We start from the raw sequence: 17,425 nt of genomic DNA on the forward strand, positions 1-17,425 counted from the left end.
GCTCAGCCGCACGGCCGCGCTCACCCCTTCGGCCCGCGCAGTTGCGCGGTCAACTTCTCCATCGCCTCTGCCACGTCACGCCACTGCGACAGCCAGCTCCGCGGAAAGCGGAAGGTGAGGTCGGCGCCGCCGACGCGGCGTTCGGAGAGGCACATGCCGGGCGTGGCCGCATCGCGGGTGCAGCGCGCCGTCAGCGCGGGGCTTGCGGCGGAATAGAGGTCCTCGCTGCCGTAAGGGGTGTCAGCGCGGAACATCCGCATCGTCAGACCCTCTTCGGGCATCGTCGCGGCCTGGTCGAGATAGCGCGGATAGATCGTGGCTGTTCGCTGCTCGGGCGCGAGCGCATCGTGATGGGCCGCGATCGACAGGAAGATGCGGTCGATCGATTGCACCGTCGCCTCCACCGTGTCGGCGGTGACGTGCTTCGGTGCGCCGGGCGGTTCCAACGAGGGATAGAGGAAGTCGAGATCGATGCGCTCCTGCGGCCCGGTGTGGCGCTGGATCTTCATGCGGATCGCCGAGGTCGGCAGGTTGAACAGCGTGTCGCCGACGCTCACCGGCAGCTTGTCCGGGGCGTTCGCACCGCGCGTGCCCCAGGTCGGCCACAGCAAATAGGCGACCAGCGCCACCGCGCATGCCGCAGCCGCGCCGCTGAGCACGATCGGGACGACGTGCGCGCGGGTGGGCGTGCGGGGAGAGCGAGAAGAGGCTGCCGAAAACAACGTCATGAATTGCGCAGGGTAAGCCGAAGTCGGCCGCTGGCCGACGAATCAGCGGCGAATATGCCATGTGGCGGCGATTTCGCGCAGCGTCCCCGGCTGCGGGAAAGGGGGAGAGCCCTGCGCCGGACGGCGGGCGGCGTTAACCTTCTCTTAAGGATAATGTAGCGTTAACCAGCACTATTTGTCACAGGAAGACGCTGGCGTTGCGTAAGGGCGGACCGTTCCGATGACACCTGAAGCTCTCAATACCTTCTTCTCGATCTGCATCGGTTTCGCGCTCGCGGGCGCGCTCGTGAACGGATACCAGGCGGTCGCGCAGCGTCCTGCCGGCTTCGGCCTGTTGCAGGATGGCGTGGCGCCGAAGACCTTCGCGGCGGTGCCGTTCCTGGTCTTCGCGGCGCCCTTCATCATCATGCGCAACACGCTGCGCGGCATGCGCGTGGAAAGCCGCCGCGCCGAATTCGTGATGATGGCCACCCTCATCGCCGGCTTCTGGAGCATGATGAGCGGCACCTTCTTCCTGATGACGCTGCGCGCGGCCGGCGTGCTGGGCTGACGCCTCCGACTTTCCCTGCGTTCCCTGGGACGCCCTGCGTTTCCAGGCTGCTGTCGCGGCCCTTTGCGTCAAGGCCGCCGTTTCGCTATGCCAGGATCATCCTGACAGGAGACCTCCATGGCGATCTACGAGCTCGACGGGCAGGCGCCCGACCTTCCCGCCGACGGCAATTATTTCATCGCGGAGACCGCCACCGTGATCGGCCGGGTGCGTCTGAAGCCGGGCGCGAGCGTCTGGTTCGGCGCGGTGCTGCGCGGCGACAATGAGTGGATCGAGATCGGCGAGGGCGCCAACGTCCAGGACGGCTCGACCTGCCACACCGATCTCGGCTTTCCGCTTGTCATCGGCAGGAACTGCACGGTCGGCCACAATGTCATCCTGCACGGCTGCACCATCGAGGAGGGCGCGCTCGTCGGCATGGGCGCGATCGTGATGAACGGCGCGAAGATCGGCCGCAACAGCATCGTCGGCGCCGGCTCCGTCATCACCGAGGGCAAGGAGTTCCCCGAGCGCTCGCTGATCGTCGGCTCGCCGGCGCGCGTGATCCGCACGCTCGATGACGCCCAGGTCCAGAAGATGGGAAGTGCCGCCAGGTTCTACGTGGCCAACGGTCCGCGGTTCAAGAAGGGCTTGAAGCGGATCGGCTGAGATGCCCGCCGGCTGTGCCTGGCCCCACGGCAATGGTTCCGTACCGTAAAAATACAGGCGGGTCGTTTAATCCTCCGCTAAGGCCTGTTTACAGTCGCTAGTTTGCGAGGAAAGCCGCGACGAGATTGAGGAGGCCGGCAAAGCAGGCGTCTGTCTTTTCGTAGCGAGTTGCGATGCGGCGGAATGCCTTGAGCTGGCAGAAGAAGTTCTCGACCAGGTGGCGCCATTTGTACATTTCGGCGTCGTGCGGGATGCGCCCGGCGCGGTCGGCCTTGGACGGGATGACCGCTGCGGCGCCGCGTTGGTTCAGATTGGCGCGCAGCCAGTTATTATCGAAGGCCTTGTCGCCGATCAGCGCTTCAAAATCGAGGCCAGTGATCAAAGGCTCGACGCCAATGCTGTCGTGACGCTGGCCGGGCAGCAGGGTGAAGCGAATGAGATTGCCGAGTGCGTCGACCAGAGCCATGATTTTGGTAGTCAGGCCACCACGCGAGCGGCCTATGGCCTGATTTTGAGTCCCTTTTGCCCGGTGCCATGTTGGTGGACCCGGACGAGTGTGCCGTCGATCAGGACATATTCGAAATCGGGATCGTCACAGAGAGCTTTGAAGACCCGCTCCCAGACCCCCTTCTGCGCCCAGCGCCAGAAGCGCGTATACACTGTGAACCACTTGCCGAACGCTTCCGGCAGATCTCGCCACGGCGAGCCCGTGCGCGCAATCCAAAGAACTGCTTCGATAAAGAGCCGGTTGTTACGCCCGGTGCCGCCGGGATCACCGGCTTTGCCAGACAATTCCGGCGCAATCCGCTCCCACTGCGCATCGCTCAACATCAATCGAATCAAGGCTGATCTCCAATTTTCAGCCTTGAATCAATTTTCTACTGATTTGGGAATCCTGTCTGTAAACAGGCCTTAGCGCGATCACGCTTATCGTTGAGCGTTTTCAACCAGGAGGAGCGGCGCCATGGACGCGACGGCGCTGGGATCCGGCTTCGGAGCCGGAACCAAATTTCTGAAGAAAGTCGTTCGTTTTGTTCGCGGCGCCAACACGCTGACGGTCGCGGAGAAGGTTTACAGCATCGCCGGCTTCCTGGCGATCGTCACCACCTTCCTGCTCGTGATGTCGATCCAGTCGGTGCGCTTGCAGACGACCTATCGTCACATGCATGCGTCCTCGGCCGCGGCAGCGATCAACGTCGGTCGCATCAATGCGCTGATCTATGCGATCGTCATGGAGTCGCGCGGCATCTACATGACGGCCGATCACGGCAAGATGAAGCAGTTCGCGGACGGCCTCTTGCGGCGCAACCATGAGCTTGCCGAGGCCGTGAAGAGCATGGAGAAGGACGTCGGCGACGACGATGCCGAATTGTTCGCGAGCTTCCGGCAGCGGATCACGCAGTTCATCGACTTCCGTCAGGAGCTGGTGCGGCGCGGAGTGGAGATCAGCTCGGCCGCGGCGCGCGAATGGGGCGACAACGACGCCAACCGGACAGTGCGCAGTAAGCTCAACAGCGATATCGAGGCGCTCGAGCGCATCTACCATCAGCGCGCCCGCGAGGCGGACGACCTCGCCAACGAGAACCGCTATGCGGCCGCCTATCTGTTCGCGCTCGGGCTGGCGGCGCTCATTCTCAGCGGGACTGAACGTGATCGTCATGCGCAGTTCGATCGTCGGCGCGCTGGCCGAGATCACGCAGGCGACCGACCAGATCGCGCAGGGCGACGTCAAGAGCGAAGTGCCGCATCTGCGCCGTCACGACGAGATCGGGCACCTTGCGCGCGCAGTGCAGAATTTCCGCGACGCGGTGGCGCGCATCTTCGAGCTCGAGGAGCTCGAGCTCGGCACCGCCCAGGCGCGCGACGCGGCCATGACCGAGCGCGACAAGTTCAACGACAAGTACCAGGCCAAGAAGTGGCAGCTCTCCGCCGCGATCAACAGTATGCCGCAGGGCCTGATCATGCTGGACGGCAAGGCCAACGTGGTGGCGATGAACGCCAACTACCGGCGGATCTACAATCTGCCTGAGACGATCCAGCCCGGATCGACGCTCGAGGAAATCCTCCAGCACCGAGTCAAGAGCGGACTGTTCAGCGGCGACGTCACGAAATATGTCGGGGCGGTGCGCGACCGGATCGCCAGGCGGGAGCCGACGGCCTACGAGATCTCCCTCAACGACGGCCGCATCATCAAGATCTACGAGCGGCCGATGGACGGCGGCGGTTGGGTGTCGGTGCAGGAGGACGTCACCGAGCAGCGCCAGCGCCAGCGTATCCTGGAGCGGATGGAGCGCTTCCTCGCGACCATCATCGAGAACGTGGCCGAGGGCATCATCGCCAAGGATGCGCGCAATCTGCGCTACGTCTTCGTCAACAAAGCCGCCGAGAAGATGATCGGCATGTCGCGCGGCGAGATCATCGGCAAGACGGCGCGGGAATTGTTCTCAGTGGAGGCGGCCGAACTGATCGAGCGGCGCGACCAGCAGCTGCTGGCGCAGAAGCAGCAGCTCGAGCCGATCGTCGATACCATCGACAATCCCGCGCGCGGCCGCCGTGTGATCTCCGCCCGCCGCGTTCAGATCGGCGGCGCCGACGAAGAGTCCCACATGTTCGTGACCATGGTCGAAGACCGGACCGAGAGCATGGTGGCGGCCGCATAGTGACCGGCTCGCGCCATCCAGAGGGGGCGTCAGCGTCCCTCGGATCCGCGCGCTTCGGTCGCGCCCGCCACCTTCTCGTGGCCGGCGGCCCATAGCGCATGCTCGTCGCTGCCGTCCGAATAGGGATTGGCTTCGGCGGGGATGCTTTCGCGCGCGGCGCGCTCGCCTTCAGCAAAAGGATCGCGATCGGTCATCGTGATTTGGCCTCCTCGCCTTCAAGCTGACGTGACGGCATTTGTTCCGGAACAGGTATTCGCCGCAGCGGTTGACCGGCAAAGGGAGAATTTCCGATGTCTGCCAGATCGTCCGCAACCAAGACCATGATGGTGATCCTCGCACTCGCGGCGATGCCGGCCACCTCGTTCGCGCAGGCAACCGGCGGCTCTGCCGGATCAACCGGAGGCTCTGCGGGTTCGACCGGAAGCTCTGCGGGACCGACAGGGGGCGTCGCCAACTCGCCTGCTCCGCCGCCCGGGACCAACAGCCTGGGGACGGCTCGATCATCCGGCCCGGGCTCCGGAGCCACCATCGGCACCGGTTCGGGCGCCGCGGACGCCACCGTCAATGCCGAGAACCGGCTGCTCGACAAGAAGATGAAGAGCATCTGCCGCGGCTGCTGATGCTCGCGCGGAATTGAGACAGCGTGGCTGTCAGGAATGCCCAAGTGACATTAGCTTGGTCCTGCTTTGAAGCGTGGAGCGTGTCCACGCGAAGGATCGAGTGATGTTACGCAAGATGATCATGACGACGCTGGCCGTCGCGGCGGTCGGGCTGTCGGCGCCGCAAGTGGCCCAGGCGCGCGGTTTCGGCCACGGTGGCTGGGGCGGTGGCGGATGGAGCCATGGCGGGCACGGCCATTGGCATGGCGGCGGCTTCTGGCCGGGCGTTGCGATCGGCGCGGGCCTTGCCGGCGCCGGCTACTACGGCGCTTATTATGGTTATGGCTATCCCTTTTACGGCAGCCCCTATTATTATGGCGCCGGCTACGACGACGGTTATGGCGGCTGCTACGTCGTTCGGAAGCGGATCATGACGCCAGCTGGATGGCGATACCGCCGCGTGGATGTCTGCGAATAGCATCCTTGGCGAATAGCTGGGCCCATCAAAGAACAAGGCCGTTGACGCAGTATACCGTCAACGACCTTGCCAGCCCCGGACATTGAAATCGGCTCACGCCATCCGGTAATGGCGAGCATGGCGCGGAATCATACGGGAGAATGTGATCCAGTTCACAAGTGGCGAAAATAAAGTTCCAATCGCGCTGGGGGATCGGCTCAGCCGCGCGAACGCTTGCGCGCGCTGGCGTGGACGCGTTGCCGCGCCGGTTTCCTGCGGGTAACCGAGGGTGTTTCAGCCTCGGTGGCCCGGGCGCTGGCAAAAGACTGCCGCAAGCCATCGACGAACTCGTTCAGCGTCGCGACCTGCTCGGACAGGCGCTTGGTGTCGGCCTGCTGCGCCGCCATCAGCCGCTTCATGGTCTGGAGCTGGTCCTGCACGACCTGGAGCTGGTCGATCAATTCCTGCTGAGTCGCCTCCAGCCCCTTGGTCTTCTCGACCAGCTGCTCGGACACCTGTGCCGTGCGGGCCTGGAGCAGCCGCGATGCCACCACCCGATCGGTTTCCGGTGCCGCGCCGGTATAGGCGCGCCAGACCGCAATCGAGGTCACGCCGGCGATGAGCAGGAGAAGGGCGGCGGCGGTCAGCGCGATCGGTTGGCCACCGAGGCGAAGCAGGGGGTTGGACGGTGTGTCCTGTGCGAGATCGATCATCGCGAACAAAGCCCAAACTGAAACTTGGTGCGTGGCGAAGGCCGGCAACCAGAGGTCGCCGGGGCGTCCCGAAAGCCTTACGTTTCGGCAAGGAATGGGACCGAAAAGAGGCTAAGGACAAAAAAACCAGCAATCAGGGGACCTTAGGGCCTCCGAAGGCCTCTCAGGGGCACGGATCAGGGCTGAAACGGCGAAAACGTCCCGGAATAGGTCTTCGACCGAGGCCTCGCATAGGGGCCGAGCCGGGACGTCGTCAGTCCCAGCCGCACCACTGATTCCGCCAGCGTCACGGCGGCGGCGACGCCGTCGACGACGGGCAGGCCGTGCGTGGCGGCGAGCTCGCTGGCGAGATCGGCCATGCCGGCGCAGCCGAGCACGATCGCCTCCGCGCGGTCGTCGCGGATCGCGGCCGAGATCTCGGCGGAGATCTTGCCGATGGCATCGGCGTTGCGCTCCTCCAGTGCGAGCACGGGGACCTCGGCGGCGCGGACGCCGGCGCAGCGCTCGGCGAGGCCGTATTTCCGCAAGTTGTGTTCGATCGGCACGATGGAGACACCGAGGGTCGTCACCACGGCAAAACGCGCCGCGATCAGGCTCGCCATGTGGAAGCCGGCTTCGCCGATGCCGACCACCGGTGCCTTGGCGGCGGCACGCGCTGCGTCGAGGCCGGTGTCGTCGAAGCAGGCGATGATGTGCGCATCCGCGCCGTCGCGATCAGCCTCGCGGATGCAGCCGAGCACGCCGGGCACGGCGAAGGCCTCGTCGTAAAAACCCTCGATCGAGACCGGGCCCATCGCCGGCTGGCGCGCATCGATCGCGGTGCCGGGCAGGGCGATGCTGCGCGCCGCAGCGGCGATCTTCGCCGTCATCGTCACAGTGGTATTGGGATTGACGACGTGAAGGCGCATCGGATCAGACAAGTCCCTTGCCGGCGTCCGAGCCCTTGGCCGCCTGCCGCTTGTTGAGCATGTGGATGGTGCCGAGCGCAAGCGTGATCACCGCGAACGATACCGCTGAGATCACCGTGCCGAGCGCATGAATGTCCGGTTTCGTCACTGTGGTGGTGAGGCCCTGTAGATCCAGCGGCAGTGTGTTCACCGGACCGATGGCCTGGCTGGAGCGGGCGAGCTCGTCCCAGGACAGCGTGAAGCCGAACAGGCCGATGCCGATCACCGACGGCAGGATGATCGGCAGCACGACATGACGGAACGTCTGCCACGGCGTCGCGCCGAGATCGCGCGCGGCTTCCTCGAGGCGCGGATCGAAGCGGTTGAAGATCGCGAACATGATGAGCAAGCCGAACGGCAGCGTCCAGGTCAGGTGCGCACCTAAGCCCGAAGTGAGCAGGCCCATCGAGGTCTCGAAGTTCTCGTTCCAATGCGCCTTGATCAGGTCGTCGATGATGCGGAATTCAAGCGAGATGCCGAGCGAGGTGATGATCGAAGGCACGATCAGGCTCGCGATCGCCGAGTAGAACAGGATGCTCTGCGCCCTGAACTTCCTGCGGAAAGCCATGCCGGCCGCGACCGACAACACGACGGTGACGGCCATCACCACGCCGCCGAGCAGCAGCGAGCGGCGGAAAGCGGCGCCGAGATCGACGATGCCGGTGCCCTCGAACAACTTGGCCAGCCAGAAGGTCGAGACCCCGTTCATCGGGAAGGTGAGGCCGCCCTGCGGTCCCTGGAACGACAGCACGTAGATCGCGATCATCGGGCCGTAGAGGAAGAGCACATAGGCTGCGAAGAAGATTGCGAGCACGTAGAAAGAGCGCGGGCGTCCTTCCTTCATCACAGCTCCTTCCGGATGTCGACGATGCGCGACATCATGGTGATGATCAGGAAGGTGATCGCGAGCAGGATCACGGCGTTGGCGGCGGCGGCGGGGAATTGCAGCGCGTTCGAGCCGGGTCTCGATGATCTTGCCGGCGGCGGCGATCTGCTGGCCGCCCATCACGCCGATGGTGATGAAGTCGCCCATCACGATGGTGATGACGAAGATCGAACCGATCACGATGCCGGGTTTTGCCAGCGGGATGATCACGTTGACGAGTGTCTGGAAGCCGCTCGCGCCGGCGTCATAGGCGGCCTCGATCAGCGACTTGTCGATGCGCACCATCGAATTGAAGATCGGCACCACCATGAAAAAGGTGAAGAGGTGGACCAGCGCCAGCACCACGGAGAATTCGGAGAACAGCAGCCATTCCAGCGGCTGGTTGATCAGGCCCGTCTTGATCAAGCCTGAGTTCACCAGGCCGTTGCGTCCCAGCAGTGGAATCCAGGCGATCATGCGGATCACGTTGGAGGTCCAGAACGGGATCGTGCACAGCAGCGACAATCCCATCTGCCAGGTCTTTGATTTCACGTGGAAGGCGAGGAAGTAGGCGACCCAGAAACCGATGAAGAGCGTGATGGCCCAGACCATGAAGCAGAGCTTCAGCGTCTTCACATAGGTCTTGCCGATGGTGCAGAGATCGGGGAGCTGCGCGACGCAGCCTTCGAACGTATCGGTGTAGCCGCGGCCGGAGAAGGCCGGCAGCAGTTGGTATTCGTTGTAATCCCAGAACGAGACGATGACGACGAACACCAGCGGAATCAGGAAGAAGGCGAGAAACACCAGCATCATCGGCCCGGCCTGCAGCCAGGAGATGAAGGACGGCGACAGGCGCGTCGCTTTCGCGGCGCGCGCTGTGCCCGACCCCGGGATCAAACCCGGGGATGCCTGTTGCAGGACTTCTTCCGACATATCCATTACGCCGCGATGAACTCATTCCACTTGCGGACCATGTAGTCGTTCTCGTCCATCACGGCGTTCCAGCAGGCGACGCCGCCCATGCGGTCCTCATAGGAGCCGCCGTCGCGCACGGCGCCGGCCTTCTCGAGCAACGAACCGTCGGGCGCCTTGATGTCCTTCTCGGCCGGCTTGCCTTCCATCCAGTACGCCCACTCGTAGGGCTCCATGTGCGCCTTCGCGGTGGAGAGCACGGCCGAGTAATAGCCCTGGCGGTTGAGATAGGCGCCGGCATAGCCGGACAGGAACCAGTTCACGAACTCATAGGCCCAGTCGAGCTTGGGACCCGAGACGCCCTTGGAGACGCAGAAGCCCGAGGCCCAGGAGCGGTAGCCTTCCTTGAGCGGCTGGAAAGTGCAGGCAATCCCCATGGAGCGCACCTTGGTCACCGCCGGCGACCACATCGACTGGATCACGGTTTCCCCTGAAGCCATCAGGTTGACGCTCTCGTTGAAGTCTTTCCAGAAGGCGCGGAATTGGCCGGCCTTCTTGGCTTCGGTCATCACCTTCATGGTGAGGTCGATCTCTTCCTTGGTCATGTTGCCCTTGTCGGCATATTTGTACTTGCCGGAGGCCTCCACGACCATCGCGGCATCCATGATGCCGATCGAGGGGATGTTGAGGATCGAAGCCTTGCCCTTGAATTCGGGATTGAGCAGCTCGGACCACGAGCTGATCGGCCGCTTGATCAGGTCGGGACGGATGCCGAGCGTGTCGGCGTTGTAGACGGTCGGGATCAGCGTCACGAATTCGGTCGCCGACGTCGCAAACTTCTTGGAGTCCTTGCCTTCGAGATAGAGCACCTTCCAGGGCGCGGTGCCCTGGCCTCCGATCTTCTTGCCGCCGGGCGTCTCGCCCTTGGTGAAGACGGGCGTGATGTTGTCGAATTCCTTGATCTTCTTGGCGTCGAGGGCAAGGATGTTGCCCGACGGCACGATCTTCTTCAGCGAGAAATATTCGGTGTCCAGCACGTCGAAGGAGTTCGGCTGGGTCATCACGCGCTTGGTGACGTCGTCGGTGGTTGCGGTGATGTATTCGATCTTGATGCCGGTATCCTTCAGGCACTGTTTGGAGATGTCATCGCCCTCGTTCACGGCAGTGCCGAGATAGCGCAGCACCTTCGCATCAGCCGATTTCACATAGGGAAAGCCGGTAATGGCGCCGGAGCCGGCGGCAAGGCCGGCGAGACCCGCGGTGCCCTTGAGCAGCGTGCGGCGGCTGACGCCCTTTGTCCTGGTGGTCTCGGTCATATCAGTCACTCCTCTGTTGCGCATTCCAGTGATCGATCGGCGCTATTGCAGGCGTTGCGCCTTGGCGGGATCCCAGGTGGCCAGCACGCGATCGCCCGGACGGAACGGGTGGACGTCGAAGCTGGCTTCGGGAATGTGGGAGAACAGGGCGGTGCCGTCGTCGAGCGTGAGCGAGACGGCGACGTAGGAGCCCTGGTACTCGGTCTGGGTCAGCAGCGCCGGCGCGCCGAAGGCGCCGTCGGTGAACGGGACGATGCCGAGTTGATCGGCGCGCACGGCGATGAGGTTGCCGGCGTCGCTGAGCACGTTGTGGCCGCCGATGAAGCGCGCCACGAATTCGGTGCGGGGATGGTGGAAGATGTCGCGCGCCGTGCCCTGCTGCTCGATCCGGCCGTGGTTCATCACCACGATGTGGTCGGCGAGCGCCATTGCCTCTTCCTGGCCATGGGTGACCTGGATGAAGCTGATGCCGAGCTCGCGCTGCAGCCGCTTCAGTTCGCCCCGCATCTTCACCCGCAGGAAGGGATCGAGCGCTGAGAGCGGTTCGTCAAGCAGCAGGATCTGCGGCTCGGTGATCAGCGCGCGGGCAAGCGCGACGCGCTGCTGCTGGCCGCCGGAGAGTTGCGCGGGCAGGCGCCCCGCATAGGGGCTCATCGCCACCAGTTCGAGCAATTCGCCGGCGCGCATGTGGCGTGTCGGCTTGTCGATGCCGCGCATCTTCAGTGCGAAAGCGACGTTGTCGATGACGCTGAGATGCGGAAACAGCGCATAGGACTGAAACATCATCGCCGTGCCGCGCTTGGCGGGCTCGAGGTCGGTGACGTTCTGCGCGCCTAGGATGATATCGCCCTCGCTGACCGCCTCATGACCCGCGATCATGCGCAATGTCGAAGTCTTGCCGCAGCCGGAGGGGCCGAGCAGGCAGCAATAGGTGCCGGCCGGGATCTTCAGGTTGACATTGTCGACCGCCAGCGTCGTGTCGTAGCGCTTGGTGACGGCAACCAGTTCGAGAGCGGCGGGAGTGGCCATGGCGTGTCCGACAGGAGGGCGATGCTTCCGCCTCTCTCCGCAAGGTCCGTGCCAACGGCTCTCGGCCGGTCAATTTTTCAAAACTGTGCAGCGGAGTCAGATCGTTAGATCGAATCTGGCGCATCCAGGCTGCCTGCCGCATGCGCAGCCATCTGCACACAAAACGGGCGAAGATTGTATAAAGTTTCGCCTGTGATTGGATACAGCTCGTCGACTAACATTCGCAGCCGAACGTTGTCGATCGAGCCTTACAACCATGGCCGCCAAGACCCGCCCGAAATCCGACGCGCCGGACGCGAGCGATCGCGTCAGCCGTATCCGGGAGGGCGTGACCGCGGCCATCCTCGAGCACCGCCTGTTGCCCGGCACGAAGCTCGGCGAGGACGAGATCGGCGACATCTACGGCGCCAGCCGAACGTTGGTCCGCACCGCGCTCCAGCAGCTCGCGCATGAGGGCATCGTCAATATCGAGAAGAACCGCGGCGCCTTCGTCGCGCGCCCGACACCCGCCGATGCCCGCGAAGTGTTCGAGGCGCGCCGCCTGATCGAGCCCACCATCGTCGATCACGCCATCGATGCGGCATCGCCGGCCTGGCTCGATCGCCTCCAGCGCCATCTCGCTGAAGAGCGCGAGGCCGAGCTGCGTGGCGATGCGCGCGCCTCGGTCCGCCTCTCCGGCGAGTTTCACCGCCTCGTCGCCGAGATGAGTGGCCACAGCATCTATCTCGGCTTCCTGAAGGAGCTGATCGCGCGCTCCTCGCTCATCATCCTGCTCTACCGCCGCCATGACACGCCGGCCTGCGGCACCGATCACCACGCTGGCATCGTCGCCGCGATCCGCAAGCGCGACAGAGAGGCGGCGCGCGCGCAGATGCTGTCGCATCTGACCGAGATCGAGGCCGAGCTGTTCTTGAAGGATCCCGCCGCCGACGAACTTCGGCTGGTCGATGTGCTCGGCGCCTGACCGGCACGGATCGCAAAGCCTGTAGGAGAAGTTGCGGCCGGACCAGCCGGACCGAATCAGCGGCTGAGCTCGCTCTCGGCGGCAAGCTGCCCGTCAGGCGTGATCTCGTATTCGCCGTCGTGCTTGGTCATCCATCCTGACCTGACCATCTCTCGTGCAAGCTGTATCGAGCAGATCGGATGATTGCCTCCTGGGTAATACAGCCTGTCATTCCGGACGAGCAGATGTCCGTACAATTGAGCCTGACGTAACGCCCTGCGCATTCCGGGTGATGGATTTTTCATGTCGTTTCAAGCGCGAGCGCGATGAAGGTTCCTAATGATCGCGGTGTCTCAATGCGATTTCCGCTCGCCGGCCGCCGAGGAACCCTGTTCCTGCCGCCTCGTTTTTTCTTTCGAGGAGTACACTGTCATGAATGTACGGGACGAGCACACCCGATCGCTCTGGATGGATGTTTCGGTTGCCGACGCGCCGGCGCTATCCGGTACGGTGGGCACGGATGTCGTCGTTGTCGGTTCTGGAATTGCCGGGCTGTCGGTCGCCTATGAGCTTGCCAGCCATGGACGCTCGGTCGTGGTGCTGGATCGCGGCGGTATCGGCAGCGGGATGACGGCGCGCACCACCGCTCATCTGGCGACGGCGCTCGACGACGGCTACGACGAGTTGGTGAGGGTGCGCGGCCCTGACCGTGCGCGGCACTACTATCAGAGCGTCGCTGCCGCGATCGATCGCGCCGAGGTCATCCAGCTTGCCGAGCATATCGATTGCGATTTTCAACGCGTCGACGGCTACTGGGTGCTGGCGCCCGAAACGCCCGCATCCGAGCTTGACGAGGAATTGGTTTGCTGTCGCAAGCTCGGAATTCCGGTCGAAAACCGCCTCGAGCCAACCCCGTTCCATGCCGAGGGCCAGGTGCGTTCGCTGCGCTTTGCCCGGCAGGCGCGCCTGCACCCGACCAAATACCTCGCGGGCCTGGCGAGCGCACTCGAGCGCCGCGGGGGCGGCTCTATGCCGACACCTGTGTTGAGAGCATCCGTCAGCAGCATGGCGACATGGTCGTGACGACCACCTCAGGCCACGAGGTCCACGCCGCCGACGTAGTGGTCGCGACGAACTCGCCCGTCAATCTGCAGGTGGCGATCCACACCAAACAGGCGCCTTATCGCACCTATGCGCTCGCCGCGAAGATTGCGGCCGGCGCGCTGGAGGATGCGCTCTATTGGGATACGCTCGATCCCTATCATTATGTCCGACTCCAGCCGTTCTCTGCCGACGAGGATATCGTGATCATCGGCGGGGAAGATCATAAATCGGGCGAAGCGAACGACGGCGTACAGCGCCTTGACGCGCTCGAGCGCTGGGCACGCGATCGCTTGACGGGTTTGCGCGAGGTTACTCATCGCTGGTCCGGCCAGGTGCTGGAGCCGGTCGATTTCACCGGCTTCATTGGCCGCAGCCCCGGCGAGGAGCATCTCTTCATCGTCAGCGGCGATTCCGGGCAGGGGATCACGAACGGGCTCGTCGCCGGCCTGTTGGTGAGGGATCTGATCACGACGGGCGCGAGCCCTTGGGAAGAGGTCTACGCTCCGTCACGGAAGATTCAGAAGAACATCGGCGAGTTCATCAGCGAGAACATCACGCCGCTGAAGAATTTTGCGGAATATCTTGCGGCGAGCGAGATGGCGAGCGTCGAACGGCTGCGGCCGGGCGAGGGGCGCCTGGTCCGCAGCGGCCTGAAGAAGATTGCCGCATGCCGGGATCGCAACGGACGTCTGCATCTGCACTCGGCAAGCTGTACCCATCTCGGCTGCGTCGTGCACTGGAATGCGCTGGAGCAGTGCTGGGATTGTCCGTGTCACGGCTCACAATTCGCGCCCGACGGCACCGCACTCAATGGCCCCGCTGTGTCGCCGCTCGCGAGCGCGGAGAAGCCGGCCAATCTTGAAGCCGCGGAGTGAGCGGCAATCCCTCAAAAAGCTGCGGGCAGGCCTTTAAGAACCCCGCCGCTGAGCCGTGGCTCGCGGATGCGCTGAGTCCGTGCGAGCGCTGAGCGCCGCGATGCGACCGCTCAAATGTATTTCTACTTCTGACGGTCGGGAACCGGTTCTTTGCGCCGCGAATCAGAGGGAGTCGCATCCGGCGGAGGGCTTGTCGCAATCTCCGGCCTGTCATCGCGCGCGTGACTTCTAAGTGTCTCCAGAACCAGAAAGAATTTCTCGGCTAGCATGAACCAAGCTCGTTTGACGGGTTCATCTCTGTTTCGGAAACTCCGAGACCTCATCAATACGATCACTTACTGTACGCGGCGCCAACTTAATTCGTCACGGCGAGCCGAATTGTGACAGTCCTCGTCGATATTTGCGCTCGGAATGTCGCATGTGGACGATGATGCGTTGCGACGTAACCTGACTGTTCCTCGCGGGGCTTGCCGGCTATATGCTCGCGCTCTGTCATCGAACTGTCATGTACCCCAAAATGCTGAAGTCAGACTCAACACCGGCCCGCAAGACTCCGGGCGCGCCAGATGGGAATCCTGCTCCGAAGGACAACAAGAGAACGCAAGTCGTCGCCGGCTTCCTCAGGCAGATTGAACCCGCCGGGCCAGGCGCAGAACCTCGGATCGAGGACGCCGTGAGTGATCAGACGTCATGGCAAGAGACGACGCCTGATCCGAAACCAGTTCCGTCAAGCGTTGGCGCGCGTCCGGCCGGTGAAATCGAACTCAAGCTTCTCGTCGATGCCGATCGCATGGCGCATTTCAACGCTGCGCCGGTCATCACGGCGAACGCGCGCAATAAGGGCACGCGTAAGCATCTCAAGTCCGTCTGATCATGACACGCCCGAGCGCACGCTTCGGCGTGGCGGCCTGAGCTTGCGCGTACGCCAGAGCGGCGCGCGCTTCGTGCAGACCGTGAAGACCGACGCCGCGGACGATCCGCTGCGCCGCGGCGAGTGGGAGGCGAGCGTGCCCTCGCTTGCGCCCGATCTCGCTCTGGCGATGCCTTTCATTCCGGAGAAGCTTCGCTGCCACCTCGAAGCACGGCCGCTCGAAGCCGTCTTCACCGCCGACGTCCATCGTCATGCACGGATGCTCGATCTGCCGTCCGGCACGGTCGAAGTCGCCTTCGACCAGGGCGAGCTGACGGCCGGCGACGGTTCGCTGCCGGTGAGCGAGATCGAGCTGGAGCTCAAGAGCGGCAGCGCAAGCGCAATCTATGAGGTCGCGCTGCGGCTTGCGGAATACGGGGCGGTGAAGCCGTCCATCCGCACCAAGTCGGCGCGTGGCTTCGACCTTGCCGCCGGCAAGCCGCCCTCGGCACGGCGCCCGCGAAAACTTCACCTCGATCCGTCGGTGACCCTTGACGAGGCCTTCGCGACGATCCTGCGCTCCTGCTTCCATCATCTGCTTCAGTCGCTGCCCGCCGCCGAGGACGGCCGCAATCCGGAAGGCGTCCATCAGCTTCGCGTTGCGCTGCGCCGGTTGCGATCGGCGCTGGACCTGATGCGATCGGTCGGCGCGCTCAGCAATCTCGATGCGCTGCGCTCGGAGGCGCGCTGGCTGGCGCAAGATCTCTCCGCCGCGCGTGACTGGGATGTGTTCCAGCTCGAGACATTGCCGACAATCGCAAAAGCCTGTCCTTCGATCGCCGGCTTCGACGCGCTCGGCCGGGCCGCGGCCGAGCGTCAGACTGACGCCTATCGCAAGGCGCATGATGCGCTCGCCGACCGCCGCTGTGCCGTGTTCCTGATCGGCCTCGGCGGCTGGATCGAAACACGGGGCTGGCGCAACGACGTCGCCGCCGAAGATCTCGGCCAACTCGCCGAGCCCGCCGTCAACTTCGCGCAGCGCATCTTGTCGGAGCAGTACGCCAAGGTGCTCAAGCGCGGCCGCCGCTTCAAGTCGCTCACGATCGAACAGCTGCACCGGGTGCGGCTCGCGACGAAGCGGCTGCGCTATCTCAGCGAGTTCCTGCTGCCGCTGTTTGCCGATCGGAAGTCTGCGAGAAAATTTGCCCGCAGGCTCGCCGGTTTGCAGGAGGAGCTCGGCGCCTTCAACGATATGGCAGTGACGGCATCGTTGCTGGATCGGCTCGATGCCGAGCCCGACAGCGCCATCGCCACGGCGGCGATCGCCGGTTGGCAGGCGTGCGCGTCGGTTGGCGTGCAGCCCGCCTTGCAAAGCGCGTGGCGCGATTTCACGGCCGCGCGGGTGCCGTGGTCTCGCCGGACCGCACAGGACTGATCGCGCCTTCGCAAAAAGTTGCGGCCAGGCTTTGGGGGAAGCCTGGCCGCGCGCGAACCGGTCTGGGACGGGGAGGGGTGGGGATGTGACCGGGTCGCGTAACTCGTTGTCTCGTTCCTAATCTCGCGCGCTGGCGGTGGAGACCGCCGGCTTGGTATCGCCGAGCGAGACCCAGACGTTGGGATCGCTCTGCGACTGGCGCTTGACGAAGCGGTATCCTGTCTCCGTCCAGGCAACGACGCTCTCGTTCTGATTGTCGAGAACGAACTCGCCCTTGTCGGTCTTCACCGTCAGCACCGCGTGGCCTTCGCCCTTCTTGTCGCGCACGACCGTGATGAGCAGGGCCTCGCGCGGCCATCCGGCATCGATCAGCATCTTGCGCTTCAACAGCACGTAGTCTTCACAGTCGCCGTAACCGTCCGTCGGCAGCGACCACTTCTCGATCACGCCCCAGTGCTCCTGGTCGGTCAAAGGCTTCACGGTCTCGTTGACCCAGCGATTGACCTTGACGAGGTCGCGCCATGCAGCCTGCGACATCACGATGTCGCGTGCCTGCGTCGGCCCGCCCTGGCACTGAGCGGCGTTGTCCGCACAGAACTCGACCCAGCCGATCGGCGCACGCGTGGTGTCGCCGAGGCTCGCGTAGAGCAGACGGCCTTCGCCGGCCTGCGCTGTCGCGCTGATCCCGAAGAGCATGGCGGCCAGCGCCAGCCCTTTCCCCTGTCCCCTAAAGTCAAACATTGCGGCCCCCGTTTCTTGTTGGGACCACATTTCGCACGGAGCTTTTGAGTTGC

The 17,425-nt window shown here is 64.1% G+C and carries 15 protein-coding genes and 4 pseudogenes; 8 read left to right on the top strand and 11 right to left on the bottom strand.

Annotated elements, in window-relative coordinates:
* Positions 1–20 precede the first annotated feature (20 nt).
* Positions 21–728, bottom strand: coding sequence for a hypothetical protein (locus tag ACSKB8_RS26105; RefSeq protein WP_438107344.1), 708 nt, complete (start codon positions 726–728; stop codon positions 21–23).
* A 220-nt stretch (positions 729–948) separates the two neighbouring features.
* On the opposite strand from ACSKB8_RS26105, the gene ACSKB8_RS26110 reads away from it, so the two are divergent.
* The gene (locus ACSKB8_RS26110) at positions 949–1,278 is read left to right on the top strand and encodes a DUF6949 family protein (RefSeq protein WP_091889455.1); all 330 of its coding nucleotides are present in this window, start codon (positions 949–951) and stop codon (positions 1,276–1,278) included.
* Between the two features lie 117 nt (positions 1,279–1,395).
* Entirely contained in the window at positions 1,396–1,926 is a 531-nt protein-coding gene (locus ACSKB8_RS26115; RefSeq protein WP_438107346.1) for a gamma carbonic anhydrase family protein, read from the top strand.
* 97 nt (positions 1,927–2,023) lie between these two features.
* Here ACSKB8_RS26115 and ACSKB8_RS26120 read toward each other — a convergent pair.
* Both ACSKB8_RS26120 and ACSKB8_RS26125 read right to left on the bottom strand, forming a co-directional pair.
* Positions 2,024–2,769 (bottom strand): annotated as a pseudogene (locus tag ACSKB8_RS26120) (IS5 family transposase).
* A 100-nt stretch (positions 2,770–2,869) separates the two neighbouring features.
* Positions 2,870–3,586, bottom strand: a complete 717-nt coding sequence (locus ACSKB8_RS26125; RefSeq protein ID WP_438107348.1) for a hypothetical protein — start codon at positions 3,584–3,586, stop codon at positions 2,870–2,872.
* Here ACSKB8_RS26125 and ACSKB8_RS26130 point away from each other — a divergent pair.
* Positions 3,585–4,586 carry a PAS-domain containing protein gene (locus ACSKB8_RS26130; protein ID WP_438107350.1) on the top strand — a complete coding sequence of 334 codons (1,002 nt, stop codon included), beginning with the start codon at positions 3,585–3,587 and terminating at the stop codon, positions 4,584–4,586. The genes ACSKB8_RS26125 and ACSKB8_RS26130 overlap by 2 nt on opposite strands.
* 29 nt (positions 4,587–4,615) lie before the next feature.
* Here ACSKB8_RS26130 and ACSKB8_RS26135 read toward each other — a convergent pair whose 3' ends face one another.
* Positions 4,616–4,780: a hypothetical protein gene (locus ACSKB8_RS26135; RefSeq protein WP_370985528.1), complete on the bottom strand. Its 165-nt coding sequence runs from the start codon at positions 4,778–4,780 to the stop codon at positions 4,616–4,618.
* A gap of 96 nt (positions 4,781–4,876) precedes the next feature.
* Here ACSKB8_RS26135 and ACSKB8_RS26140 point away from each other — a divergent pair, with 96 nt between their 5' ends.
* Together ACSKB8_RS26140 and ACSKB8_RS26145 are read left to right on the top strand one after the other, a co-directional pair.
* Positions 4,877–5,206 (top strand): hypothetical protein, encoded by a 330-nt coding sequence (locus ACSKB8_RS26140; protein WP_438107352.1) that lies wholly within the window; start codon positions 4,877–4,879, stop codon positions 5,204–5,206.
* A gap of 103 nt (positions 5,207–5,309) precedes the next feature.
* Entirely contained in the window at positions 5,310–5,663 is a 354-nt protein-coding gene (locus tag ACSKB8_RS26145; RefSeq protein ID WP_438107354.1) for a hypothetical protein, read from the top strand.
* A 197-nt stretch (positions 5,664–5,860) separates the two neighbouring features.
* Here the strand turns inward: ACSKB8_RS26145 and ACSKB8_RS26150 are convergent, their stop codons facing one another.
* The 6 genes and pseudogenes from ACSKB8_RS26150 to ACSKB8_RS26175 all read right to left on the bottom strand — a co-directional run bounded on the left by ACSKB8_RS26150 (position 5,861) and on the right by ACSKB8_RS26175 (position 11,424).
* Complete coding sequence (locus ACSKB8_RS26150; protein WP_438107356.1) at positions 5,861–6,355, bottom strand: hypothetical protein; 495 nt, start codon at positions 6,353–6,355, stop codon at positions 5,861–5,863.
* Positions 6,356–6,531: 176 nt separating this feature from the next.
* Complete coding sequence (locus ACSKB8_RS26155) at positions 6,532–7,263, bottom strand: aspartate/glutamate racemase family protein (protein WP_438110679.1); 732 nt, start codon at positions 7,261–7,263, stop codon at positions 6,532–6,534.
* Positions 7,264–7,267: 4 nt separating this feature from the next.
* Complete coding sequence (locus ACSKB8_RS26160; protein WP_438107358.1) at positions 7,268–8,146, bottom strand: ABC transporter permease; 879 nt, start codon at positions 8,144–8,146, stop codon at positions 7,268–7,270.
* Positions 8,146–9,106: pseudogene (locus ACSKB8_RS26165) on the bottom strand (ABC transporter permease). The gene ACSKB8_RS26160 and the pseudogene ACSKB8_RS26165 overlap by 1 nt, the downstream one beginning before the upstream one ends.
* On the bottom strand, positions 9,106–10,395 hold the full coding sequence (locus ACSKB8_RS26170) for an ABC transporter substrate-binding protein (protein WP_164939483.1): 1,290 nt from the start codon (positions 10,393–10,395) through the stop codon (positions 9,106–9,108). The pseudogene ACSKB8_RS26165 and the gene ACSKB8_RS26170 overlap by 1 nt, the downstream one beginning before the upstream one ends.
* A 42-nt stretch (positions 10,396–10,437) precedes the next feature.
* Positions 10,438–11,424, bottom strand: a complete 987-nt coding sequence (locus ACSKB8_RS26175; RefSeq protein ID WP_438107360.1) for an ABC transporter ATP-binding protein — start codon at positions 11,422–11,424, stop codon at positions 10,438–10,440.
* Positions 11,425–11,680: 256 nt separating this feature from the next.
* Between ACSKB8_RS26175 and ACSKB8_RS26180 the strand changes: the two genes are divergently transcribed.
* From ACSKB8_RS26180 to ACSKB8_RS26190, 3 genes and pseudogenes are all read left to right on the top strand, one after another.
* A complete protein-coding gene (locus ACSKB8_RS26180; RefSeq protein WP_128933009.1) occupies positions 11,681–12,388 on the top strand; it encodes a GntR family transcriptional regulator in 708 nt (235 codons plus the stop codon).
* Positions 12,389–12,799: 411 nt separating this feature from the next.
* Positions 12,800–14,346, top strand: a pseudogene (locus tag ACSKB8_RS26185) (FAD-dependent oxidoreductase).
* A 517-nt stretch (positions 14,347–14,863) separates the two neighbouring features.
* Positions 14,864–16,631, top strand: a pseudogene (locus ACSKB8_RS26190) (CYTH and CHAD domain-containing protein).
* Between the two features lie 117 nt (positions 16,632–16,748).
* Here the strand turns inward: ACSKB8_RS26190 and ACSKB8_RS26195 are convergent.
* Positions 16,749–17,372: a transglutaminase-like cysteine peptidase gene (locus ACSKB8_RS26195; protein WP_164934798.1), complete on the bottom strand. Its 624-nt coding sequence runs from the start codon at positions 17,370–17,372 to the stop codon at positions 16,749–16,751.
* Positions 17,373–17,425 lie beyond the last annotated feature (53 nt).

It is taken from the genome of Bradyrhizobium sp. BR 1432, from assembly GCF_051547705.1.
Taxonomy (GTDB): Bacteria; Pseudomonadota; Alphaproteobacteria; order Rhizobiales; family Xanthobacteraceae; genus Bradyrhizobium; species Bradyrhizobium zhanjiangense.